25 protein-coding genes and 1 pseudogene are annotated in these 20,815 nt (G+C 58.6%); 14 read left to right on the forward strand and 12 right to left on the reverse strand.

The features are described 5' to 3' along the window. The 4 genes and pseudogenes from BM131_RS12400 to BM131_RS12415 form a co-directional block, all read right to left on the reverse strand. A pseudogene (locus BM131_RS12400) lies at positions 1-219 on the reverse strand (IS110 family transposase); the annotation flags it as partial. An 82-nt stretch (positions 220-301) separates the two neighbouring features. After that, positions 302-1,045: a CHASE4 domain-containing protein gene (locus BM131_RS12405; RefSeq protein WP_175499322.1), complete on the reverse strand. Its 744-nt coding sequence runs from the start codon at positions 1,043-1,045 to the stop codon at positions 302-304. 468 nt (positions 1,046-1,513) lie between these two features. Next, positions 1,514-2,437 (reverse strand): citrulline utilization hydrolase CtlX, encoded by a 924-nt coding sequence (gene ctlX, locus BM131_RS12410; protein ID WP_090189936.1) that lies wholly within the window; start codon positions 2,435-2,437, stop codon positions 1,514-1,516. Next, the gene (locus tag BM131_RS12415) at positions 2,437-3,498 is read right to left on the reverse strand and encodes an ornithine cyclodeaminase (protein WP_090189938.1); all 1,062 of its coding nucleotides are present in this window, start codon (positions 3,496-3,498) and stop codon (positions 2,437-2,439) included. The genes ctlX and BM131_RS12415 overlap by 1 nt, the downstream gene beginning before the upstream one ends. Before the next feature lie 129 nt (positions 3,499-3,627). Between BM131_RS12415 and BM131_RS12420 the strand changes: the two genes are divergently transcribed. Further along, complete coding sequence (locus BM131_RS12420; RefSeq protein ID WP_090189940.1) at positions 3,628-4,074, forward strand: Lrp/AsnC family transcriptional regulator; 447 nt, start codon at positions 3,628-3,630, stop codon at positions 4,072-4,074. A 24-nt stretch (positions 4,075-4,098) separates the two neighbouring features. Here the strand turns inward: BM131_RS12420 and BM131_RS12425 are convergent, their stop codons facing one another. Next, on the reverse strand, positions 4,099-5,436 hold the full coding sequence (locus BM131_RS12425; RefSeq protein WP_090189942.1) for a FliI/YscN family ATPase: 1,338 nt from the start codon (positions 5,434-5,436) through the stop codon (positions 4,099-4,101). A 67-nt stretch (positions 5,437-5,503) separates the two neighbouring features. Between BM131_RS12425 and BM131_RS12430 the strand changes: the two genes are divergently transcribed. Genes BM131_RS12430 through flhB form a run of 8 tightly spaced genes read left to right on the forward strand, consistent with a single transcriptional unit; the run spans position 5,504 to position 11,713 of the window. Further along, a complete protein-coding gene (locus BM131_RS12430; RefSeq protein WP_090189944.1) occupies positions 5,504-5,908 on the forward strand; it encodes a flagellar basal body rod protein FlgB in 405 nt (134 codons plus the stop codon). Between the two features lie 9 nt (positions 5,909-5,917). Further along, complete coding sequence (gene flgC, locus BM131_RS12435) at positions 5,918-6,328, forward strand: flagellar basal body rod protein FlgC (RefSeq protein WP_090189946.1); 411 nt, start codon at positions 5,918-5,920, stop codon at positions 6,326-6,328. A 7-nt stretch (positions 6,329-6,335) separates the two neighbouring features. After that, positions 6,336-6,662: a flagellar hook-basal body complex protein FliE gene (gene fliE, locus BM131_RS12440; RefSeq protein ID WP_090189948.1), complete on the forward strand. Its 327-nt coding sequence runs from the start codon at positions 6,336-6,338 to the stop codon at positions 6,660-6,662. A 3-nt stretch (positions 6,663-6,665) separates the two neighbouring features. Next, complete coding sequence (fliQ, locus tag BM131_RS12445) at positions 6,666-6,935, forward strand: flagellar biosynthesis protein FliQ (RefSeq protein WP_090189950.1); 270 nt, start codon at positions 6,666-6,668, stop codon at positions 6,933-6,935. Then, positions 6,932-7,753: a lytic transglycosylase domain-containing protein gene (locus tag BM131_RS12450; RefSeq protein WP_090189953.1), complete on the forward strand. Its 822-nt coding sequence runs from the start codon at positions 6,932-6,934 to the stop codon at positions 7,751-7,753. Before fliQ ends, BM131_RS12450 begins: the two co-directional genes overlap by 4 nt. Then, a complete protein-coding gene (gene flhA, locus BM131_RS12455; protein ID WP_090189955.1) occupies positions 7,750-9,831 on the forward strand; it encodes a flagellar biosynthesis protein FlhA in 2,082 nt (693 codons plus the stop codon). The genes BM131_RS12450 and flhA overlap by 4 nt, the downstream gene beginning before the upstream one ends. Before the next feature lie 3 nt (positions 9,832-9,834). Further along, a complete protein-coding gene (locus BM131_RS12460; protein WP_175499324.1) occupies positions 9,835-10,590 on the forward strand; it encodes a flagellar biosynthetic protein FliR in 756 nt (251 codons plus the stop codon). A gap of 4 nt (positions 10,591-10,594) precedes the next feature. Then, positions 10,595-11,713 carry a flagellar biosynthesis protein FlhB gene (gene flhB / locus BM131_RS12465; protein ID WP_090189957.1) on the forward strand — a complete coding sequence of 373 codons (1,119 nt, stop codon included), beginning with the start codon at positions 10,595-10,597 and terminating at the stop codon, positions 11,711-11,713. Here flhB and BM131_RS12470 read toward each other — a convergent pair. From BM131_RS12470 to BM131_RS12485, 4 genes are read right to left on the reverse strand one after another with little or no spacing between them, the layout of a single operon-like run. Then, positions 11,710-12,339 (reverse strand): MotE family protein, encoded by a 630-nt coding sequence (locus BM131_RS12470; RefSeq protein ID WP_090189959.1) that lies wholly within the window; start codon positions 12,337-12,339, stop codon positions 11,710-11,712. The genes flhB and BM131_RS12470 overlap by 4 nt on opposite strands. Next, the gene (locus BM131_RS12475) at positions 12,336-12,737 is read right to left on the reverse strand and encodes a hypothetical protein (RefSeq protein WP_090189961.1); all 402 of its coding nucleotides are present in this window, start codon (positions 12,735-12,737) and stop codon (positions 12,336-12,338) included. Before BM131_RS12475 ends, BM131_RS12470 begins: the two co-directional genes overlap by 4 nt. After that, the gene (locus BM131_RS12480; RefSeq protein WP_090189963.1) at positions 12,718-13,665 is read right to left on the reverse strand and encodes a flagellar motor switch protein FliM; all 948 of its coding nucleotides are present in this window, start codon (positions 13,663-13,665) and stop codon (positions 12,718-12,720) included. Before BM131_RS12480 ends, BM131_RS12475 begins: the two co-directional genes overlap by 20 nt. After that, a complete protein-coding gene (locus BM131_RS12485) occupies positions 13,662-14,204 on the reverse strand; it encodes a flagellar basal body-associated FliL family protein (protein ID WP_090189964.1) in 543 nt (180 codons plus the stop codon). Before BM131_RS12485 ends, BM131_RS12480 begins: the two co-directional genes overlap by 4 nt. A gap of 182 nt (positions 14,205-14,386) precedes the next feature. Here BM131_RS12485 and fliF point away from each other — a divergent pair, with 182 nt between their 5' ends. Genes fliF through BM131_RS12510 form a run of 5 tightly spaced genes read left to right on the forward strand, consistent with a single transcriptional unit; the run spans position 14,387 to position 19,066 of the window. Then, a complete protein-coding gene (fliF, locus tag BM131_RS12490) occupies positions 14,387-16,075 on the forward strand; it encodes a flagellar basal-body MS-ring/collar protein FliF (protein WP_090189966.1) in 1,689 nt (562 codons plus the stop codon). Next, positions 16,072-16,719, forward strand: a complete 648-nt coding sequence (locus tag BM131_RS12495) for a FliH/SctL family protein (protein WP_090189968.1) — start codon at positions 16,072-16,074, stop codon at positions 16,717-16,719. The genes fliF and BM131_RS12495 overlap by 4 nt, the downstream gene beginning before the upstream one ends. 1 nt (position 16,720) lies before the next feature. Beyond that, positions 16,721-17,164: a FliM/FliN family flagellar motor switch protein gene (locus BM131_RS12500; RefSeq protein ID WP_245754233.1), complete on the forward strand. Its 444-nt coding sequence runs from the start codon at positions 16,721-16,723 to the stop codon at positions 17,162-17,164. Between the two features lie 49 nt (positions 17,165-17,213). Beyond that, positions 17,214-17,987, forward strand: coding sequence for a flagellar type III secretion system pore protein FliP (fliP, locus tag BM131_RS12505; protein ID WP_090189969.1), 774 nt, complete (start codon positions 17,214-17,216; stop codon positions 17,985-17,987). A 26-nt stretch (positions 17,988-18,013) separates the two neighbouring features. Further along, on the forward strand, positions 18,014-19,066 hold the full coding sequence (locus tag BM131_RS12510) for a flagellar motor switch protein FliG (RefSeq protein WP_090189971.1): 1,053 nt from the start codon (positions 18,014-18,016) through the stop codon (positions 19,064-19,066). A gap of 7 nt (positions 19,067-19,073) precedes the next feature. On the opposite strand, the gene BM131_RS12515 is transcribed toward BM131_RS12510, so the two are convergent. Genes BM131_RS12515 through flaF form a run of 3 tightly spaced genes read right to left on the reverse strand, consistent with a single transcriptional unit; the run spans position 19,074 to position 20,732 of the window. Continuing rightward, a complete protein-coding gene (locus BM131_RS12515) occupies positions 19,074-19,904 on the reverse strand; it encodes a DUF1217 domain-containing protein (protein ID WP_090189973.1) in 831 nt (276 codons plus the stop codon). Then, positions 19,901-20,326, reverse strand: a complete 426-nt coding sequence (locus BM131_RS12520; protein ID WP_090189974.1) for a flagellar biosynthesis repressor FlbT — start codon at positions 20,324-20,326, stop codon at positions 19,901-19,903. The genes BM131_RS12515 and BM131_RS12520 overlap by 4 nt, the downstream gene beginning before the upstream one ends. 1 nt (position 20,327) lies before the next feature. Then, positions 20,328-20,732, reverse strand: coding sequence for a flagellar biosynthesis regulator FlaF (gene flaF, locus BM131_RS12525; protein WP_090189976.1), 405 nt, complete (start codon positions 20,730-20,732; stop codon positions 20,328-20,330). Positions 20,733-20,815 lie beyond the last annotated feature (83 nt).

The raw sequence follows: 20,815 nt of genomic DNA on the forward strand, positions 1-20,815 counted from the left end.
GCGCACGTCGTGGCCCAACTTCTCAAATTCCCGACCCCAGCCATGCGCCGTTGCACAAGCCTCCATGGCGATCAGGCATTTAGGCTGCTGCGCCACGAACGCGAGAAACTGACCTCGTGAAAGCTTCTTACGAAACGCGACCGAACCGTCTTGGTGTGCACCGTGCAGCTGGAAAACGCGCTTTGCCAGATCGACACCGATAATAGTAACTTCGGACATGGATACTCCTTCCTTCTGTGATGGTTTCAACACTCATCATAGTGGCACATTGCGATGCCGTCGGGAGGGGGCATCCAAGCCATCAACAAAGCACGTCACCCGACGGACTGGTCACAGGGATACCCGCCTGATGTCCAGCAGGCGGATCCGTATTGAATTCCGCGCTGTCTAGCTCGATCGGGGAACCGATTTGTGTGGCGAGCTCTGCGTCGAAGTACCGCAAAGCGACATGCAACGCTTCGGTTCCCGGCTTTTGCGCGATGTCGCCAGAGTCAGAAATAATGGGGATGACACTGACGATAGCCGTCCTGTCGCCAATCAGAACAGATGCCACGACCGCAACTTCGGCCAGCGCCTCGTATGGATCGTCCTCGCCTTGGCTGACTTCTGCCATATTTTCGCGCAGCTGCGCGACAAGCGGTCCGATGAATTCAGCGCGGGCCTCATAGCGTTCTGGGGGCACGATTTCACCTAAGACCGCGGCGAAGAAGGCCACATTCGCTTGGTCTAGGACATAATTTTCATCATGCCCAAAATAGCTTTGCATCCAGGACCCAAGGTTATCGTCCATCCACTTCGTATCACGGGCAGCTGTTTGCTCAACCGCGTCATCCCAAACGGTGGCGCTGCGCTGTTGTTCTGGAAGGACCTCAATCGCGGCGGTAAGGCGTTTCGCGGCAAAACGTTCCTGCTGCGCGCGCGCGTTCTGATCCGCGATATTGATCGCGTTATGTCCAACAAAAACAAGGCTTAAAAGGCCAACGCAAACGACGATAAACAGCGATCTGACGATCTGGAACGAAAGCCTGTTTAGACTAGCCGTCATGATGGAAATCGCCTTCATATGCGTGTCACTGAATGGGCTGTTCGATACCTAAACCAAAGGCGAATTGGGATAGGTCATAGCGCCTGAAAGACGGTTAATTAAACACTATGGCAAATAAAAGGCACGGCGGGATCGCCAAACAAGTTGGCGCGGTTCATGCGCAAAAATCATGGCAAGGCGCAGTCTGCTTGTGGCGCCATATGACGCCGGTATAGTCGGTTTTGGCTGGTCGGGACTGTCTACGCCACGACCCCCAGCAGAGTCTGCATCATCGACAGCGATAGCGGCGACCCGAAGACAAATCCGAATGATCACCAAGGCCCGAATGTCGCCATCGCCATCCTTCTCGCACCGCTGCCCTTTACGACGCCCAAGTGGCTGTCAGCGTTTGGCCCGGCCGATCCGGTTTGGATCAACCCTATTCCCCAGTTGTGCCACAGCCAAGCCCGGCACCCCTGGCCCAGTCAATCATCGCCGGGGCGCAAGGTGGATGCCCGCGATGGTGCACCGGACCGAACCGCCTGCCATCTCGATTGTCGGGATGGACAGCGGGACAAGCGTGGCGCTTTGGGCGATCAATGCAATTTGGGACGGGTCCAGCGCATCATAGGCGGTCTGCGACAGCGCCAGCAGGCGACCATCGCGGCCCTGAAGTTCGATCGCATTTCCGGCGAATTGGGCGATCTGCGCCTCGGTCAGGGCGATGACGTCGCGGCCAGAGTCTTGCAGGCGGGTGATCACCTCGTCGCGGCGGGCATCGTCAGTGATCATATCGGTCCCCAGCAACGCATAATCCGTTCCGATGCACATCAGCACGTTGGTATGATAGATGTTAACGCCGCGTGAATCCGCGGCCGGGAACACCATGGGTTCAAAATTGAAATGCGTGCAGAACCGTTCGAGCGCGATGGAGTTCGTGCGATCAGATGCCACCGCATAAGCAACCCGGTCGATATGATCGAGGACCATCGCACCGGTCCCCTCTAGGTACAGGCGGTCGGGCTCTAACCCCGAATAATCAATCACATCCTGAACGCGATATTTTGCTTTCAGCAACTCGATCACATCGGCGCGCCGTTCCAGCCGACGGTTCGCGGCCTTCATCGGATAGATGGCCACATGACCGCCCGCGTGGGTCGAAAACCAGTTGTTGGGAAAGACACAATCCGGCGTAGCCGCATCGGTACCTTCAAACACATGGACGCGCATGCCGCGGCGTTCCAGTTCCGCCATCGCAGCCGTATGTTCGTCATAGGCGCGGCGTGACAGGTCACTGCCCTGCACATCCATCTGCGCCTGAAAGGCATTGTCCTGCGCGGTTTGCGTATTCACCGTGAAATGGTGCGGGCGCACCATCACAACGGCGGCCGGGACCTGAACAGAGGGGCGCATTATGCCCCTTCGATGCCAGCGCGGCGCACCATGCCGAACAGATCACGGGGATCGTCCGGGTCGGCAATCATGTCGAGCGCATCATAAAGCCCCGTGCTTTCCAGCTGATCGCGCAGATAGCGCAGCGCCGAGAAATCCTCGGTCGCGAAACCGACGCCGTCGAACAAGGTGATCTGGCGCGCATCGCGGCGGCCCTTGGCTTTGCCGGTGATGACTTCCCACATCTCGGTCACGGGGAAATCGGCTGGCATCTGCTGGATTTCACCCTCTATCCGCGTTTGCGGCGGGTATTCGACGAAGACGTCTGCGCGGCTCAGGATGTCTTTGTGCAATTCAGTTTTGCCGGGGCAGTCGCCACCGATGGCGTTGATATGCACGCCGGCACCGACCATGTTGTCAGTCAGGATTGTAGCATATTGCTTGTCCGCCGTGCAGGTCGTGATGATCTGCGCGCCCTCGATTGCCTCTTGGGCGGATGAGCACGCCGTCAGCTCGAACCCCTGATCCGACAGGTTGCGCAGCACCTTTTGCGTGGCCGCCGGGTCGATATCATACAGCCGCAGCTTGGTGATGCCGCAGATCGCCCGAAAGGCCGTCGCCTGAAATTCAGACTGCGCGCCATTGCCGATCAGCGCCATCGTGTCGGCCCCTTCCGGAGCCAGATATTTCGCGACAAGCGCCGAGGTCGCCGCCGTGCGCAGCGCCGTCAGCAAGGTCATTTCAGACAGCAAAACCGGATACCCGGTCTGGACGTTGGCCAGCAGGCCAAAGGCCGTGACGGTCTGTAGCCCCTCGGCCGTATTCTTGGGATGCCCGTTGACGTATTTAAAGCCGTAGACCTGCCCGTCAGAGGTCGGCATCAGTTCGATCACACCGACGTCGGAATGCGATGCGACGCGCGGCGCTTTGTCGAACAGCTCCCAGCGGCGAAAGTCTTCCTCGATATAGGCGGCGATGCCGGTCAACATCTTGGACAACCCGGTGCGGTTGATCAGCCGCATCATATTGGCGACGCTGACAAAGGGCACATAGGCCAGTTTTGATGGTGCAGGAGCCGACATGGTGGACCTCATTTTTAATATGTTCCATTGTCTGCTATAATAATTGCGCCGAATATGGCGAAGTTGCTATGATTATGCGGGCAAATTGTGCAAATTGCGTAGTGTTAATTAACAAATTGCAGGGCAATCATGGGGCAACAGGCAGAGACGAAATATGTCTTCGACAATCTGGACCGCACATTGATCGGGCTGCTGCGCAGTGATGGCCGGGCGCCCGTATCCAAGCTGGCCGACATCATGGGGGTGTCGCGCGCCACGGTGCAGACACGTCTGGACCGTCTGCTTGCCTCTGGCGCCTTGCTGGGCTTCACCGCGCGGGTGCGCGAGGATTACGCCATCAACCAGATCCGCGCGATCATGATGATCGAAGTGTCGGGCCGGAATACCACGCAGGTCATCAACAAGCTGCGCGGCCTGCCTGAACTGACCGCCCTGCACACGACCAGCGGCAAATGGGACCTGATCGCAGAGGTTCTGGTTGAAAGCCTGTCCGAGTTCGACAGCGTCCTGCGCGAGGTGCGTCTGGTCGATGGCGTGCTGAACAGCGAGACGAACATCCTGCTAACTAGCATTTAAAGCGAAGGCAGAACGCAAATACCCTCAAGGCCGAATACCCGCCTGATCTAGCAGCGTGGCGACGTCCGAAAACGCTGTGTCAGGCGGCGTTTGCTCGTGCTTGCGCTGCGACAGGAACGCCTCGCAGGGGCCAGCAAAGGCGATGGAGCAGTCCAAGTCCGGATTGCTACCGCTGCGATATGCGCCAATGCGGATCAATTCCTCCATGTCGGCATGGGCGGCCAATGCACGGTGAGCCGCCTTGAGAAGGGTATATTCCACGTCGGTATGACATTCCGGCAACGTCCGAGAGACGCTGGCCAGCAGGTCAATCGCCGGATAGCGCCCCCGCTCTGCGATCCGGCGATCCAGCACGATATGGCCGTCAGTGATCCCGCGCACAGCATCCGCGATGGGGTCATTCATGTCATCGCCATCGACCAGAACGGTAAAGATGGCCGTGATGTCGCCCTTGCCCACAGGACCCGGTCCGGCCCGTTCCAACATTTGCGGCAGCTCTGAAAAGACCGTGGGCGGATAGCCTTTCGCGGTTGGCGGCTCGCGAGAGGCAAGGCCGATTTCGCGCTGCGCCATGGCAAAGCGGGTCACGCTGTCCATCAACAGCAAGACGTGTTGGCCTTGATCGCGAAAATGCTCTGCCACGGCCATCGCTGTCCAGGCCGCTTGGCGCCGTGTCAGGGGCGGTTCATCGCCTGTCGCGACCACCAGCACCGCCTTTTTCATACCTTCTGGACCAAGGTCGGTCGAAATGAAGTCCTGTACTTCCCGGCCCCGTTCACCGACCAGCGCCATGACGACGACGTCGCATTCGGTATAGCGTGCCAGCATGGCCATCAGGGTGGACTTGCCGACGCCAGAGCCAGCAAAGATGCCCAGCCGCTGCCCGCGGCACAGCGGCGTGAAAATATCGAGCGCGCGCACATGCGTGGCCAGTTTTGGGCCAATCCGTTTGCGGTCGAACGCACTGGGCGGGGACGCACGCAGGGGGCGCGGTGTATCGCCCTCTGGCAGATGCCCTTTTCCGTCAAGGGGCGCGGCAGCGGCATTGATGACGCGGCCCTTCCAGCTTTCATCTGGTCTGATCACATCGCGGCCATGATCGACCTCGACCAGATCGCCCGCCGCCACACCGCGCCACGACCCGAACGGCAGCAGCTCTGTCCCGTGCGTGCCAAGGCCGACAACCTCTGCATGAACCGGCCCGGCAGACCCGTGGACAATGCACCGCTCGCCGATCCCAAGCACCCGTTGCAGGCCAACCGCAGTCAGGGTGATGCCGGTGATGGCCTGCACCTCGCCGGTGATGACGGCCTCTCCTGCGTCACGCGCAAAGCTCGTTAGCTCGGAAAATATGGTTTTCATGTATAATTCACTTTGAGAGGCGTTTGTTTTTGTACTATACAAGAATAAAATAAGCGGCAGTAAAAAAATGAACTTGTCTAACCTTTCTATTTTTGGCTTGGCATCCGACCGGATGACGTGGCTTGCTGCGCGGCAGAAGGTGACATCGGAAAACGTAGCGAACGCGGGCACGCCTGAATTTCAGTCCCGCGACGTGACCTCTTTTGCGTCAATGGTTGACGGCCGCAGCACTGCGACCTCTGGCCTTGCGACAACGGACCCGCGGCACATCACGGGCATAACCAGCACATCGACAGCTGGCATCCGCGAAATGGACGACCCGACGGCGACCCACGCCTCGATCAACGGCAATACCGTCAATCTGGAAGAGCAGGCCATCCGGTCTGCGGACATCAGCGACCAATATCGCATGGCAGCACAGCTTTACCGCAAAAGCTATGATCTGCTGACGATGGCAGTGACCGGAAGGTAAGGAATAATCATGGACCCGCTTCAGTCTATCGCACGTATCGCAGCCAGCGGCATGACCGCGCAAACGGCGCGTCTGCGCGTCATATCGGAAAACGTGGCCAACGCGGATTCCACTGGCGCGACCCCCGGCGATGATCCGTTCCGCCGCAAGACCATCAGCTTTTCAGAAATGGTCGACCGCGATAGCGGCGCGACACTGGTGGAAGTGGACCGGATCGGCCGCGATCAATCTGATTTCCGGCTCGATTACGACCCATCGCACCCTGCGGCGGACGAAACCGGTTATGTGAAACGGCCCAACGTCGATCCGATCATCGAGATGGCCAACATGCGCGAGGCATCGCGCAACTATGAAGCCAATATGAACATGTTCGAAGCAGGCCGCCGGATGCGCGGCCAAATGCTTGATCTGCTGAAGTGATGCTACGATGAGCGATCCAACCTCCCTCGTCTCCTCCGCCGCTGTCCGGGGTGCTTACCGCACCTCGCAGTCGATCATGGGCGAAAAGGGCGCGGCAGCGACCGAAGAGTCCAATCCGACCAGCTTTTCCAACATGGTGCGCAGCGCATCCGAAAACGCGATCGACACGATGCGCGCAGGCGAGCAGACGGCGCAAGCCGGCCTGCGCGGCGAGGCTGACACGCAGCAGGTCGTCGAAGCGATGATGGCGATGGAGTCGACCGTCAAAGTCGCCGTTTCCGTCCGCGACCGCTTTGTCGAAGCCTACCAAGAAATCCTGCGGATGCCGATCTAGGTCATGAATGAAGCGCAAGCCTACGACATCATCTCTGACACTGTGCTGGCCGTTTTGCTTGCATCGGCGCCCGTGCTTGGCGTGGCGCTTGTCATCGGGCTTGTGATTGCGTTCTTTCAGGCGCTGACCCAGATTCAGGAAATGACGCTGACCTTCGTGCCTAAGATCGTGATGATCTTTGTCACCCTGCTTGTCGCGACACCGTTCATGTACGGCACGCTCAAATCGCTGTCCGATACCGTCTTTGACCTTGTCGAAAATGGTGGATTATGAAGGGGCTGCACCGCATTCTTGTCGCGGGCCTTATCGGGCTTACCTTCGGTACCACCGCGCTGGCTGATGGCTGGGGGCAGTTCTATGTGTCCAAAACGCCGCGTGCGGCCCGCGCTGGGGCACCGATTGCCAGCGGCGGCGAAGATGGCGTTTGCATCCGCGAAATCCTAGCCGCGCAGGCGCGCCACGGCATTCCAGACAACATGCTGCTGGCCATCGGCCTACAAGAGGCCGGCACCCGCCGGAACGGGCAATTTACCGTCTGGCCCTATGCCGTGAATGCCGAAGGCGAAGGCCGGCTATTTGACAGCCGCCTAGCCGCGCTTGATTGGATTGCAGAGCGTCAACGCGCTGGTGTGCGGTCGATTGATGTGGGCTGCATGCAGATCAACATGCGATGGCATCCCGATGCGTTTGTAAACGCAGCCGAAGGGTTTGATCCGACGGTGAACGTCGATTATGCCGCGCGCTTCCTCAAGCAACTTTACGCCCAAACAGGCAACTGGATGCAGGCCGCCGGGTCTTATCATTCGCAAGAGCCGCAGTACCGCGACATCTATTTGTCGCGCCTGCACAGCAATATCGCTGCCGCCAATGCACGGCTGCCGGAATTTATCGCCCTTGCTGGCGGGTCCGCCCCCCGCCGCACAGCCCCGCCCGTCCAGCGTGACGACAACGGCAATGTCGTCGTGGCGCGGGCAACATGGGGTGCAAGTTTGGGCGGCGCATCGAACGCACGCACATCGCTTTATTCCTCGCAGACCATCCAGCCGATCCTGCCGACTTATACCTCATCACTCTTTGGACCAGCGGGATGAGCGGGAAACCCACAGTCCTGCCGCAGCTTGGCATCTTTCGCGGCAACAAGGACGTTGGCTTTGCTGTCGGCATGGCCCTTGTGCTGGCTATCTTGTTCCTGCCGCTGCCGCCGGTGCTGCTGGACCTTGGGTTGGCCGTGTCGCTCTCGCTCAGCGTGCTGATTTTCATGGTCGCGCTTTGGATTCCATCGCCGCTGCAATTCAACTCTTTCCCGACGCTTTTGCTGGTCACGACCATGCTGCGCCTGTCGCTGAACGTCGCCTCGACCCGGTTGATCCTAAGTGAAGGTCACACGGGGATGCAGGCCGCTGGCGACGTCATCCAAGGCTTTTCCAAGTTCATCATCGCAGGCAACTTCGTCATCGGCGTCGTGATATTTGCGATCCTTGTGATCATTAACTTTGTCGTCATCACCAAGGGTTCGACCCGCATTGCAGAAGTCGCGGCGCGGTTCTCGCTCGACGCGATGCCGGGCAAGCAGATGGCCATCGACGCCGACATGGGCGCAGGCCTGATCGACGAAGACGAGGCCCGCCGCCGCCGCAAGGAACTGGAGGACGAGACATCGTTTTTCGGCGCAATGGACGGTGCATCTAAGTTTGTGCGCGGCGACGCCGTTGCGGGCCTGATCATCACGCTGATCAACGTGATCGGCGGCATCCTGATTGGCGTCGTGCAGCGCGGCATGTCGGTCGGGGATGCGGCCAATGTCTTTACGTCACTGACCATCGGCGACGGTCTGGTCAGCCAAATCCCCGCGCTTGTCGTGTCGCTTGCGGCCGGTTTGATCGTCACCAAAGGCGGCACCCGCGGCGCTGCAAACGAAGCGGTTTTGGATCAGCTGTCGAACTTTCCCAAGGCGCTTTATATGTCGGCGCTGCTGCTTTTCGGGATCGGCATGCTGCCGGGCTTTCCACTGTTCGTCTTTAGCCTACTTGCGGCCACCATGGGCGGCCTTGGCTATTTCATCCAGATCAACGCCGCCAAAGCAGCCGAAAAGAAAACGCAATCTGACGCGCTGGACGCACAAAAGAAAGCGGCCCCTGAATCCGACAGTAACCCGATGCGCCTTGATGATTTACGGCTCGTCTTGGGCGAAGGACTTGTTGGGCTGGCCAACCGGCCAGATGCGGTATTGCCCAGCAAGATCAAATCCCTGCGCAAGCACTTTGCCGAAAAATACGGCTTTCCCATGCCATCGGTGCGGATCAAGGACGACGCCAGCCTGCCGATCAACAGCTATGTGTTTCAGGTACACGGCGTCGATGTCGCACGCGGCGACATCCGGGCCAATCAGATGATGGTCATCAATCCAGACGGCATCCCCCTGCAATTGGTCGGAGAGCGGACCAAAGAGCCAACATTTGGCCTTGATGCGCTTTGGGTCGACAAAGCGGTGGCAGAACAGGCCGAAAACAGCGGCCTGACCGTGGTCGACCCCGAAAGCGTAATCACCACCCACCTCACCGAAGTCGTGAACGAAAACATGGCGGAGCTGCTGACTTATGCCTGCGCCAAAGAGGCAATCGACGGTTTGGACCGGAACTATCAAAAACTGGTAAGCGATCTGCCTGTGCCATCGCCCGCAATCATGGTGCAAAAAGTGCTGCAGGAACTGCTGCTGGAACGGGTGTCGATCCGGAACCTGCCGCTGATCATCGAGGCGATGGCCGAGGCGACCCGCCACACAACCAAGCCTGCAATGATCCTAGAGAACGTTCGCCGCCGCCTGTCGAGCCAGATTTGCCAAGGTTTGCTGGACGATCAGGGATTTGTCCACGTCATCACCCTGTCCCCCGCTTGGGAAGTCGAATTCATCGAGGCGATCAAAAGCGTCGGCGATGATCGGAGTTTTGTCATGTCGCCAAAGCGTGTGCAGGAATTCGTGCTGCAATCGCGCCAGCAGATCCAGCGGTTTGCCAGCGATGACGTCTGGCCCGCCATTATGGTCAACCCAGAGGCCCGGTCCTACATCCGCTCCATGCTCGAACGGGTCAGCCCGATGACGCCGGTGATTTCCAATGCGGAAATCCACCGCAAAGTGTCATTGCGGACCGTCGCCACCATCGGGTCCTAGGACGTGGACCTGTCCACCCTGCTGACCGGCACCGTCATGGGCTACTTCGTGGTTTTTGCGCGGATCGGGTCGGCGCTGCTCTTTATGCCGGGATTTGCCGAAAATACGGTCCCCGTCCGCCAGCGGCTGTTGTTCGGCCTGATCCTGAGCGCGGCGCTTTTCCCCGTCTCTGGCGTTGGACCCATCGTAGAGGATCGGCCCGTCGCACTGATGTTGCTGTTCGGGGCAGAAGTCACGGTTGGCCTGTGGATCGGGCTTGTTGGGCGCACATTGCTGTCGGCGCTGCAGTTCGCGGGCTACCAGATCGCGCTGATGTCCGGCCTTGCCAATGCCCTTGCCCCCAACACCGGATCGATGGAAGGCGCGACCAGTCTGGCCGCCATGTTGATTGCCGGGGCCACAGCGCTGATTTTTATCACGGATTTGCACCATATCATCATCCGATCCTTGCTGATGTCTTATCAGGTCTTTGCGCCGGGCAGCTTTATGCTGGCTGAACTGACCGACCAATTCGCCCGCGCGGTGCAGGTCAGTCTGTATATGGGGCTGTCGATTGCCGCGCCGTTCTATATTGCGGGTCTGGTGCTGAACGTCGGCATGGGCCTTGCGAACCGGATGATGGCAAGCCTGCAGGTCTTCTTTATCGCGCAGCCTGCCTTGATCGTCGCGGGCCTTGCCTTGATGGTGCTGGCGATCCCAACCATGATGCGCGGGTTCCTTGAACCCTTTGCCGATTGGCTGGCGACTTACGAGTTCTGATCACATGTCAGAAGAAGACAAAAGTTCAAACACCGAAGAACCAACCGACAAGAAATTGCGGGACGCGCGCAAAAAAGGCGACGTAGCCCAATCGCGCGAGACAGGCACGGCCATGGTCGTATTTGCCCTGCTGATGATCCTTGTCTTCATCCTGCCCGCCTCTGCCAGCCGCATGGTGGCCGCGTTGCAAAGCCCATTGCTGTCCGCGAGCATCACGCAAATTGGGACGGACAGCGTGGGATTGGTGGAAACGGGGATCGTGCTGAAGGAATTGGGCTATACCCTTGGCATGGCGATGGTCCCGATTGCGTCTGTTATGGTCCTTGCTGCGCTGTTTGGCGTCTTGGTGCAGGGCGATACCGTCGTCGCCACCGATAGGATCAAGCCAAAATTGTCAAAGCTGAACCCGCTGGCGGGGTTTAAACGGCTGTTTTCCGTCGATGCCTTTGTCGAGTTCCTGAAAAACACCGTCAAAGTTCTGGCGATCTGTTTCATCACATACATCGCTGTGCGCGATATCGCGCAGTCATTGGCGCAAACCCAAGGTTTTGTGCCTGAACGCCTCGCTGCGCTGACGCTGGACAAGGTGCGCTGGATCTTCCTTGTCACCACCATGATGCTAATCCCCATCGCGATTGCGGACATCATCTGGAAGCGGTTCCAATGGAAGAAAAAGCAGATGATGAGCCTGAAGGACATCAAGGACGAGAACAAGGATAGCGAAGGCGATCCGCAAATTCGCGCGCGCCGGGCCGAATTGCGACGCGCCCGCGCACGTCAGCGGATGGCGCAAGCAGTGCCGACGGCCAGCGTTATTTTAACCAATCCCACGCACTACGCCGTCGCGCTCAAGTATGAGCAGGGCAAGGACGATGTGCCGATCTGCGTCGCTAAGGGTGCCGATGTAATGGCAAAGCGCATTCGCGAACTCGCGCTGGAACATGACATTCCGATGATCGAAAACCGCCCCCTCGCCCGCGCACTGCACGCCGCTGTCGAGGTTGATCAGCGCATTCCGATGGAGCACTGGCAAGCCGTCGCGGAAATCATCGGCTTCGTGATGGACGTCCGCCGCAACGTGCGCCGCAAACCGCCCGCCGGGTCCACCCTGCGAGAGGACTAGCGCAGGCGCAGCCCTTCTAGGTTGCGGTCTGCGGGCAGCTTAGAGCGTTCTAGAAGGATTTTGGTAATCAGCCGCGCGCGGACCAAACTGAACGATCCCATGATCTGCGCGGCGTCACGTTCTGCCATGGCCCCGATCACCTCGACCGCGGTTTCGATGTCGATTTCGTCCATGATCCCTGCGGCGACTTGCGGTTTCATATTGCGGTAAAGCTCGACCAGTTTCGTCATGTCTTGGTCTTTTGCGCCCTCAATCACAGCAAGCTGCGCAGCGATTTCGTCGCGCGTTTCGGACAGGCGTGTCTGCTCGGCCCGCAGGCTTTCCTCTGCCAGCGCAAGGCGCGCCTGCTCGTCTGCGATCTCTTGCCGCTGCGTGATCAGCAACGCGCGTTCTTCTGCGATTGCGTCGGCAATCACCTGGCTTGGCTCGCACACATTGCTGTCGATGATGTCGCCGGTGGGCCGGGTGGTCGCGGGCAGATCAGCGCCGACTTCGGGCGCTGGCAATGCGCTGTCAGTTGCGGCCTCTGCAATCGCGGCCATCGGCATCAGGTCGACCGAAAGCTTTAACATGCCCGCCACACCAAGGCCCAAGACGATGATCTTTGGAAGCGAGAAGAACTTCATTTTTTACGCTCCTTGGTGATGTCGAAAAACGTGCGGACCAGTTCTGATTTGCCTGGCACTGGCGTCTGCCACTGGACCGGCTCGTTCGCGCGCAGCCGTGCCGCGCGTTGCTGGGCAGGGGTCTGGTCTGTCAGGGTGCTGGTGCGGATGGTTTTCGGCGCGGATTTTGGCACCTCTTGCGCGGTGGCCACGGCGTGACGCGCCGCTTCGCTCAGATCGCGCATATCCTCGACCGACCGTGTCGTCTGGTCGACGGCGTTGGAAAAGGCGGTGACCATCGGCTCCATGTCCCGCAGCGTCGCCATCAGTTTGCGCATCCGGCGGTCCAGAATGACGGCATAGGTGAGCGTGCCGACCAGCAGGACCATGATGACAATATCAATCACTGCTGACATCATCTTGGCCTTCCTCCGGTTCAGTTTTTGGCAATAAGGATCGAATAACACGCAGCGCCAATGCGCCATTGTTGCGCTGCCCGAACGAGGCATGGAACATCGGTTGCGCGTTGACCATGCCCAAAACCGGCGTGTCGATGGTCATGCCAAGGTCGATCACCTCGCCCACCGTCCAATTCAGCACCTCGTGCAGCGGGAGAGAGATTTCCTGCATCATGCCCGTAATCGTGACGTTTGTCCCCGATATCTGCGCATTCATGTCACTGCGCGAACTGCTGTCGCCCCCAAGCCGGCCACCCAAAAAGGGCTGCGCAAGCTTGGCGCTGACGTCATCCAGCGTGCCATAAGGCAGGACGAATGTGATATGCCCGCTGCGATCCTCGAACTGCAATTTCAGCCTAATCCGCAACGTCGCCGTCCGCGGGGCCGCCAGCAGAACAGACCGGGGGTTTGATTCAAGCGACTGCGTGGCAAAGTGCACGGGGATAATGTCGGAAAAACTGGATCCCAGCGTCGCCAGACATAGATCGGCCAGCTGGCGACCCAGTTTCTGTTCAATCGCCGTCAGATTGCGCGGCGTCCAAACACGAGAGGTGGCACGCCGTCCGCCCAGCATAATCTCAAGAACAGAGAACAGCAGGTCAGGCTCTATCACGCAGGCCAGCTGGCTATCCCAAGGATCAGCCGCCGCGATGGCGATCAGCGACGGCGACGATACCGTTTCCATCGCATCCTCGTAGGGAAGGTAGTCCAGCGAGGCCAGTTCGATTTCCGGCGCGATGGTGCAATAGGCTTTCATCTGCGGCACGAGCGCGAGCAAGAAGCGGTCGACAATGATTTCAAGCGTCGGCAACCGGTCGAAGTTTTCCCGCGCATGGCGGATCATCGCCTCTTCCAGCGACTCCGCTGCGATATTCTTCGCGACACTCATTGCACCACCATATCCGCGATCAAGATTTCAACCGGCGCTTCGGTGTGGCCAACAGCGCGGGCGCGGCGCAGCAGTTCTGATTTAATCATGGCCAATCCTTGACTACCCCGGATATCGGCAACCTCTAGCTGGCGTAGGAAATCCTGAAATGTGTCGCGCAAATAGATTTCGCGGCTGATGAGCCGATCCGCGCCCTCTTGGGTGTCATCATAGACCAGCAGCATGTTCAGCTTTAGAAAACGGCTGCTTTGACGCCCATTGGCACCCGTTTCGGTAACGTTCACGATAATTTCTGGAAATGGCATGACAGGCATTTCGCCCGCGTCAGCCGCTGCTTCACCATGCCCGCCTGCGTCTTCGCCCTCCGCAGGTTCTTCGGCCGCATGATCCTCTGCCGGGGCGGCATCGGGCGCAGCCGTATCAGACCCAAGGCCCGCGACACGCATCATCGCGTCCGTTCCGACCGCAAGCGTCGCCCCGCCGATACCGGCGAGAAGACACAAAAGACCGATAGCAAGGATAACCAGAGACTTTTTCATAATTTAAACTTTAATAAAAACCTTTGCGTGCCGCTACCAGCAAGGACAAACAAATCGTCATGCAAGCCTTACTGCAACAGTAACATGATTATTTGCCACACCTCGCAAGTATAAAAACGTATATACTTGCGTTTTATCCCGTCTCGCAGGAACCTTAGGTCAAAACAGCGAAGTGAGGGTCCGTGCGTCAGATTATCGACAACCTAAAAGACTTAGGCCCGCAGCGCTTAGCCGTGCTGGGCGGCGTCGGTCTTGCCATCATCGCAGCGGTCCTGATCGGGATGCGCACTATTTTCGCGCCAACCTATGTACCGCTGTATAGCCAACTGTCCCCCGGCACTGCGTCACAGATGATGCAATCGCTGGAACAAGCGGGCCTGACGGTCGATTTGTCGCGTAACGGCGATACAATTTCTGTGGCCGAGGACGATATTGCCCGCGCGCGGATGGCATTGGCCGACGCGGGCCTGCCTGGCGAAGGCGTGCCGGGTTGGGAAATTTTCGACAATATGTCGGGCATGGGCATGAACACCTTCATGCAAAACGTGAACCGGTTGCGGGCGCTTGAAGGCGAGCTGACCCGGTCCATCCAGACCATCAATGGCATCAAAGCCGCGCGCGTTCACCTTGTCCTGCCAGAACGTGCCGCATTTTCGCGCGAACGCTCTCAGGCCAGCGCTTCTGTTATCGTGCGCACCTCTGCGAATACCACGCTGTCGCGCAATCAGGCACAGTCTATTCAGGCACTGGTCGCATCGGCTGTGGCCGACCTTGACGCACAGAACGTCACGATCCTGTCCGCCTCTGGCGAGACGATTTTGGCCAAAGAAGACGCCGGCGGGTCCGATTATTCCCTGCAAAGCCAGCGCAGCACGATTGAAGAGCAGTTGGCGCAAAAGGTGGAATCCATCCTGAACGCACGGGTCGGCACCGGCAATTCGCGGGTGCGGGTCAGCGTCGATCTGACCACCGAACGCGAACGGCGGGTCACGCAAAGCTTTGACCCCGATCAGCAAGTCGCCCGGTCCATCGAAACGCGCGCGCGCAATTCCAGCGAAGCCGACGGCAACGCTGGCACTGTCGATGTGGGTAATAACATCCCGGCTGAACTGCGCGACGCAACTGCGGCGGGCGGCGGCCAGTCGACCCGGAATGAGAACGACGAGATCATCAATTACGAGATCGGCTCGGTCGAAAGCGAAATGACCCGCGAACCGGGCGATATCGAACGCGTATCCGTGGCCGTTTTGGTGAACGGCAGCTACGGCACCCTGCCCGACGGGTCCGAAGGGTACATCGAACGTTCTGCCGATGAAATGGCGACGCTGACCCGGCTGGTCACAACGGCCATCGGATTTGACGAAAATCGCGGCGACCAAGTTCAGGTCGATAGCCTAGAGTTCCTGAACTACGAGACTGATTTCAACGGCATGCCGGGCCGCGGTTTGGGTACGATCCTTGCCGACAACACTATGGCGATCCTGCGCGCCCTGTTCGCACTGGCCTTTGCCGCGATCGTTATGCTGTTCGGTGCCAAGCCGCTGCGCCTGATCCTTGATGCGACCTCTCCGATGCCTGCATTGGCGGGCGCGGGCGGCGATGCGTCGATGCTGGGTGCCTCGTCTGGCAGCGGCTCGCGGGCCATTGGCTCTAGCGCCGGGCAAGACCGCCTGCCCGGCCCTGCCGTCAGCCAATCGCGCGAACTTGTGGTGGCTGGACAGGAAGGTTCCCGAGAGATGATCCAGATTGCCTCTGTCGATGGCGGGGTGCGTCAAAGCCAGATCAAGGCCGCCGTGGATCTGGCACAAGAAGACTCTGACGGCGCCCTGCGGGTGCTGGGTCAGTGGCTTGCAGAAAAGGATGCACGATGATCACTGCCCTGAAACTGCGCAACTTTGACGACGACGGCTCTGCGCCGTCCCACGACCCCAATCAGCTTAGCAGCGCAGAGGTCGCGGTGCTGGTCGCCAAGGCGCGTGAAGAAGGTCGGATCGGTGGCTACTTGGCCGGGGCAGAGGATGGTCGCAGTGAAATGCGCCGAACGATGCAAGCAACGCAGGCTGAAATGCTGGACAGCCTGACCCAGCAACTGGCCCAACTGGCCGCCACATCCGCCGCCCAGCAAGAGGCATTGGTTGAACAAATCGTCGGGTTTACTCTGCAAACCTGCGAGATCGTCTTTCCCGAACTGATTGAGACGATGTCGGTCGCGCGAGTCAAAAAGACCGCGCTGCAATCGCTGAAGATGGCCATCGGCTCTAGCCGGATACAGGTCAAACTGTCCCCCACGACCCTAGCTGAAATTGGGCCAGAATTGCAGGCGCGGGCAACCTATTACAGATGCGCCAAGGCGCTTGAATTGCAGGCAGACCCTGATCTTGCCGACGGCGACGCCCGGATGAGCTGGGATCACGGCAGCCTTGATTACGGCTTTCGGAAAATCTGTGATCGCCTGCTGGCCGAATTGCGCGAAACCCATAAACGAGCGGTAGACGCTCAAATCAAGAAAGACTGACATGCATAAGCTTGACCAGAAAGACGCTGACTCCGCCGCGCATGCCAAAACTGACGCGGACGACGTGGATACACCAATGACGCCGCAAGACACCGCCGAAATGACCCAAACCGCTACCAGCGAAAGCGCGGTCTTTCCCCATCTTGATACCGATGACACTGAAAACGCGCTTGCGGCGCAGCCCGAAGAAGGCGGCGCTGGCATGAATGCGATGCTGAATGTCCGTCTGGATGTGCAGGTCGTCTTGGGACAAGCACGGATGCCGATTTCGCGCCTGCTAGAGCTGACCCGCGGCTCTATTGTTGAGCTGAACCGCAAGATCGGCGCCCCTGTGGACTTGATGGTCAGCGGCCGACTGGTCGCGCGCGGCGATCTGGTCAAGGTTGGCGAGGATCGCCTTGGCGTGTCCCTGACCCAGATCGTCAAGGATTACGTCCCTGACTGATTTTATACATTTCCGTTCCGAGTGGGTGATCCGTTTACTGCTGGCAAGCATGTTTGTGCTGCCCGGCGTCAGCATGGCCAGCGCGCAGGACAGCGGTTTTCTAAGCACGCTGTCTGATGCCATCGGCAACGCAGCCCCCGGTAGCGACGAAAACGCCAACCTGTCGGGCCGGATCATCCAGTTCATTGTTTTTGCCACGGTCCTTAGCATTGCGCCCGGACTATTGGTCGTGATGACCAGTTTTACCCGCTTCGTCATCGTGCTGTCGATGCTGCGTTCGGCGTTGGGCCTAAACCAGACGCCGCCCAACATCGTTCTGACGTCTCTTGCGCTGTTCATGACCTTCTTTGTCATGCAACCGGTGTTCGAGGACGCCTATGAGGGCGGTGTCGTGCCGCTGCTGGAAAACACGCTCGCCGAAGATCAGGCCATCGCCCGCATCGCAGAGCCGTTTCAGGCATTTATGTTCGTCAACACACGCCCGCAGGATTATGCGCTGTTTCAAAACATCGCTTTAGGCGACGACGTGGTCGAAGACTTGGTTCTGCCCGAAACCGCCTCCGAGACATCGTTCCGCTTTCTTGTCCCCGCCTTTATGATTTCAGAGCTCCGCCGCGCCTTCACCATTGGCTTTTTGATCTACCTGCCATTCGTCGCCATCGACCTTATCGTCGCCTCTGTCCTGATGAGCGCTGGTATGATGATGTTACCGCCGGTTTTGATTTCGCTTCCCTTCAAAGTCATATTCTTTGTACTGATCGACGGCTGGTACATGCTGGCCGGATCGCTCATTGAAAGTTATGCGCCGCTGGCAGGCGGCTGACGTACCCCATCGATAAGGATTGCCCGATGTCCACCAACGCGCAGACCGAAGGACGCAAAGTGCCAAGCCCCGTCAGGAAACTGCGCGGGCCGACAAAGGCTGCGATTACCTTTCTGTGCCTTGGCGAAGAGGCCGGATCGGCCCTGATGCAAAAGTTAAGCAGCGCCGAAATCGAACGCGTCACCATGGCGATGAGCAAGCTAGGACCGATCCCCGCCAGCGTCGTCGAAGAGGTGCTGAGCGAATTTACCGACGGCGTGGTCAGCGGGTCGGGGTCTGTCATCGGATCAATCTCTTCGGCGGAAGCGATGCTGCGCAAGTTTTTGCCAGACGATCAGGTCGCGAATATTATCAAAAGCGTTCGCAGCAATACCCGAGAGGACGAAATCTGGCGCAACCTTGGCGCGCTGAACGAGACAGTCATCGCGAACTATCTGAAGGGCGAGCACGATCAGACCGCCGCCGCGATCCTGAACAACATCGACACCAGCGTCGCGGCAAAGGTCCTGCCACTGCTTGGACCAGAGCGGATGCAGGATGTGGCAGAGCGGATGATCGCGATGGAAGCGGTCCCGGTGCATATGATGCAGCAGATCGAAGAGACGCTGAAGCAGGATATCATGTCCGATACCGTCCACAAAAGCTCTGCTGAGACGCATCAACGTATGGCGGATCTATTCAACAAACTGGACGTGCAGGCGTTCGAACAATTGGCCGTTGCCCTTGATCGCCGTCTTCCCGAAACGTTCCAATCGATCAAACAGCGCATGTTTGTGTTCGAGGATCTGATCAAGCTGAACATGCAAGATTTGGCGCAAGTCATGCGCGGCCTAGAGGGTGACACCCTGCCGCTTGCTATGCGCGGCGCGCAAAAAGATTTGCGCGATCACCTGATGGCCTGCCTGCCGCAACGCTCGCGCCAGATGTTGATGGACGAAATGGAAGCCACCGGCCCCGTGCGCGGCCGCGACGTGCGCACGGCGCAATCTGCGATGGTGGATTATGCCAAAAGCCTTGCAGACGAAGGCGTCATCGAACTGCCATCCAGTTCTGATGAAGAAGATGAAGAGCTGTTCTAGCGCCCTGTCACCGGTAAGCGTTATAGCCCGTTTTTCCGATGGTCGGGATGTCGATCGTGATAATCGAAATGTTGCCGCCCTGCCCCGCAGATACGGCATTTTGCATCAACGTCAGCGCCGCGCTATTTTGCTGCGTGCTGATCCCTTCGATCACATCGTAAACGGCGGCAAAACGCGACACGAGCTTGTCGACCTCTGCCGGGTCCTTCAGCTTCGTGATGTCAAATTTTTGCGCAAAAATCTCGGCTTGCCGGTCGACATCAACGCCAACGACGGCGTCTGGAATGCTAAGCGCGCGGCGCATAAATTTGCCAAGGTCTGCGTCTTTTAGCACGTCGAACCACGTATTGATCCCAGATGCTTTTGCCTTGAAATCAAGGGCTAAACCCGCGCCTTCGTTATCCTCGGCTGCGTTATTCAGCACAAGGCGTTCCTTAAATCGGGCAACCATATCCGACTGCCAATCAAGGTCGGCGAAGTTTGCACTCCCGCCGCCGCCCGGCTCAAAGCCCAGCGTTTTGTACATCGTTTTGATATTCGTATCCGTCAGGCGGTTTACCAAGGCGCTACTCTCGGAAATATCGCTTTCCAGCGTCTTGCGGACCAGCGCCTTACCAAAGATCTGAGCCTCTAGATCAAAGGCGCGCATGACGAAGGTATAGACTTCGGTATCAGCGATCAGCTCTTTGGCCGAACCAATCGATCCGATCCGTTCACTAAAAGCGGCAATCTGGCGCGCGCTCAACGCGTCGCGCGCGACCAGATCAATTTGTTTCTCCCGAGTTGCCTCGAACAGCTTGATACCAAGCTGTGTTCCAAGCCCCCCGAGAGAGATCATACCTGCGCCATTTGCTGCGGCTGCACACGGTGTGCGGGGCGCATCTGCATCAGCTCGGTCTCATAACGCAGAACAACGCGCATTTCGCTCATCGCTTTGTAGTAATCGGCCGCGCTAACATAGTTTGCGGCGACCATCACCCGGCTGCGCATTTCAGGACCAAAGCAGCAGGCCAAATCGACGAGGCCTTTTTGGATCGCCGTGATTGCCTGTTCACGCGTTTCGGGCCGGATCAACGCCGTCTGCAACAAGAAATACACCTTTGACACGGGTGTAGCCTGTGCCTCTGGCTTCAACAAATCGGACTCGCGCACGATATCCGCGCGGTTTTCAACGGTCAGCGCCTGACGGCGATCGCCATTACGAATGACGCAACCATTTACGACAACACGTTCATGCGGCTTCAATGTCAGCTTTAACATCTCACACCTCCCGCACGGCAGGCGCGGCCTGACCGGACAGCCCTGCTGCAATGTTGACGTTCACTTCGATCAGACCAGACAAGCGACCCTGCCCCGCCATCAACGCAGAAGTTTGGCGATCGACCCAAAGCCCGATCGAAATCAGGGATGCCTTAAGCGTATCAGGCATCGCGTTCGCAGGTTCTGCCAGATCATAGCGCAACGCGGCCCAGAATTGCTGGTTTTCGGACAGCGCATCACGCAGGCCGCCAGCCAGAATGGCCAGGCGATCTTTGGTATCGACGGCGGCGTCAAATCCTTGACCACGCTGGGTCAAATCGTGGGTCACGCGCGACAGGATACGGCGTTCAATTTGCCTTGGTGTCTCGCTTTCGCGGATCGTCTTTTTATATGCGGCCAAGCTCATAGGTTTTGCCTCGTTTTTATATTTTTATCGTTGTGCCTTGCGGGGCAGCCTCACATCCGAGTGGATGCCGGCATCGATTTCAC

The sequence above is a fragment of the Loktanella salsilacus genome (genome assembly GCF_900114485.1).
GTDB lineage: Bacteria > Pseudomonadota > Alphaproteobacteria > Rhodobacterales > Rhodobacteraceae > Loktanella > Loktanella salsilacus.

What these genes read in the sequence shown, in the direction of transcription:
- BM131_RS12430 (WP_090189944.1), top strand. Translation starts at nt 5,504, where the DNA reads ATGAACTTGTCTAACCTTTCTATTTTTGGCTTGGCATCCGACCGGATG.
- BM131_RS12480 (WP_090189963.1), bottom strand. Translation starts at nt 13,665, where the DNA reads ATGAGTGTCGCGAAGAATATCGCAGCGGAGTCGCTGGAAGAGGCGATG.
- fliP (WP_090189969.1), top strand. Translation starts at nt 17,214, where the DNA reads ATGTTTGTGCTGCCCGGCGTCAGCATGGCCAGCGCGCAGGACAGCGGT.
- BM131_RS12425 (WP_090189942.1), bottom strand. Translation starts at nt 5,436, where the DNA reads ATGAAAACCATATTTTCCGAGCTAACGAGCTTTGCGCGTGACGCAGGA.
- BM131_RS12500 (WP_245754233.1), top strand. Translation starts at nt 16,721, where the DNA reads ATGCATAAGCTTGACCAGAAAGACGCTGACTCCGCCGCGCATGCCAAA.
- BM131_RS12485 (WP_090189964.1), bottom strand. Translation starts at nt 14,204, where the DNA reads ATGAAAAAGTCTCTGGTTATCCTTGCTATCGGTCTTTTGTGTCTTCTC.
- BM131_RS12515 (WP_090189973.1), bottom strand. Translation starts at nt 19,904, where the DNA reads ATGATCTCTCTCGGGGGGCTTGGAACACAGCTTGGTATCAAGCTGTTC.
- BM131_RS12510 (WP_090189971.1), top strand. Translation starts at nt 18,014, where the DNA reads ATGTCCACCAACGCGCAGACCGAAGGACGCAAAGTGCCAAGCCCCGTC.
- BM131_RS12405 (WP_175499322.1), bottom strand. Translation starts at nt 1,045, where the DNA reads ATGACGGCTAGTCTAAACAGGCTTTCGTTCCAGATCGTCAGATCGCTG.
- flhA (WP_090189955.1), top strand. Translation starts at nt 7,750, where the DNA reads ATGAGCGGGAAACCCACAGTCCTGCCGCAGCTTGGCATCTTTCGCGGC.
- BM131_RS12495 (WP_090189968.1), top strand. Translation starts at nt 16,072, where the DNA reads ATGATCACTGCCCTGAAACTGCGCAACTTTGACGACGACGGCTCTGCG.
- BM131_RS12415 (WP_090189938.1), bottom strand. Translation starts at nt 3,498, where the DNA reads ATGTCGGCTCCTGCACCATCAAAACTGGCCTATGTGCCCTTTGTCAGC.
- fliQ (WP_090189950.1), top strand. Translation starts at nt 6,666, where the DNA reads ATGAATGAAGCGCAAGCCTACGACATCATCTCTGACACTGTGCTGGCC.
- flgC (WP_090189946.1), top strand. Translation starts at nt 5,918, where the DNA reads ATGGACCCGCTTCAGTCTATCGCACGTATCGCAGCCAGCGGCATGACC.
- BM131_RS12520 (WP_090189974.1), bottom strand. Translation starts at nt 20,326, where the DNA reads ATGTTAAAGCTGACATTGAAGCCGCATGAACGTGTTGTCGTAAATGGT.
- flaF (WP_090189976.1), bottom strand. Translation starts at nt 20,732, where the DNA reads ATGAGCTTGGCCGCATATAAAAAGACGATCCGCGAAAGCGAGACACCA.
- BM131_RS12420 (WP_090189940.1), top strand. Translation starts at nt 3,628, where the DNA reads ATGGGGCAACAGGCAGAGACGAAATATGTCTTCGACAATCTGGACCGC.
- BM131_RS12475 (WP_090189961.1), bottom strand. Translation starts at nt 12,737, where the DNA reads ATGATGTCAGCAGTGATTGATATTGTCATCATGGTCCTGCTGGTCGGC.
- fliE (WP_090189948.1), top strand. Translation starts at nt 6,336, where the DNA reads ATGAGCGATCCAACCTCCCTCGTCTCCTCCGCCGCTGTCCGGGGTGCT.
- BM131_RS12470 (WP_090189959.1), bottom strand. Translation starts at nt 12,339, where the DNA reads ATGAAGTTCTTCTCGCTTCCAAAGATCATCGTCTTGGGCCTTGGTGTG.
- flhB (WP_090189957.1), top strand. Translation starts at nt 10,595, where the DNA reads ATGTCAGAAGAAGACAAAAGTTCAAACACCGAAGAACCAACCGACAAG.
- ctlX (WP_090189936.1), bottom strand. Translation starts at nt 2,437, where the DNA reads ATGCGCCCCTCTGTTCAGGTCCCGGCCGCCGTTGTGATGGTGCGCCCG.
- BM131_RS12450 (WP_090189953.1), top strand. Translation starts at nt 6,932, where the DNA reads ATGAAGGGGCTGCACCGCATTCTTGTCGCGGGCCTTATCGGGCTTACC.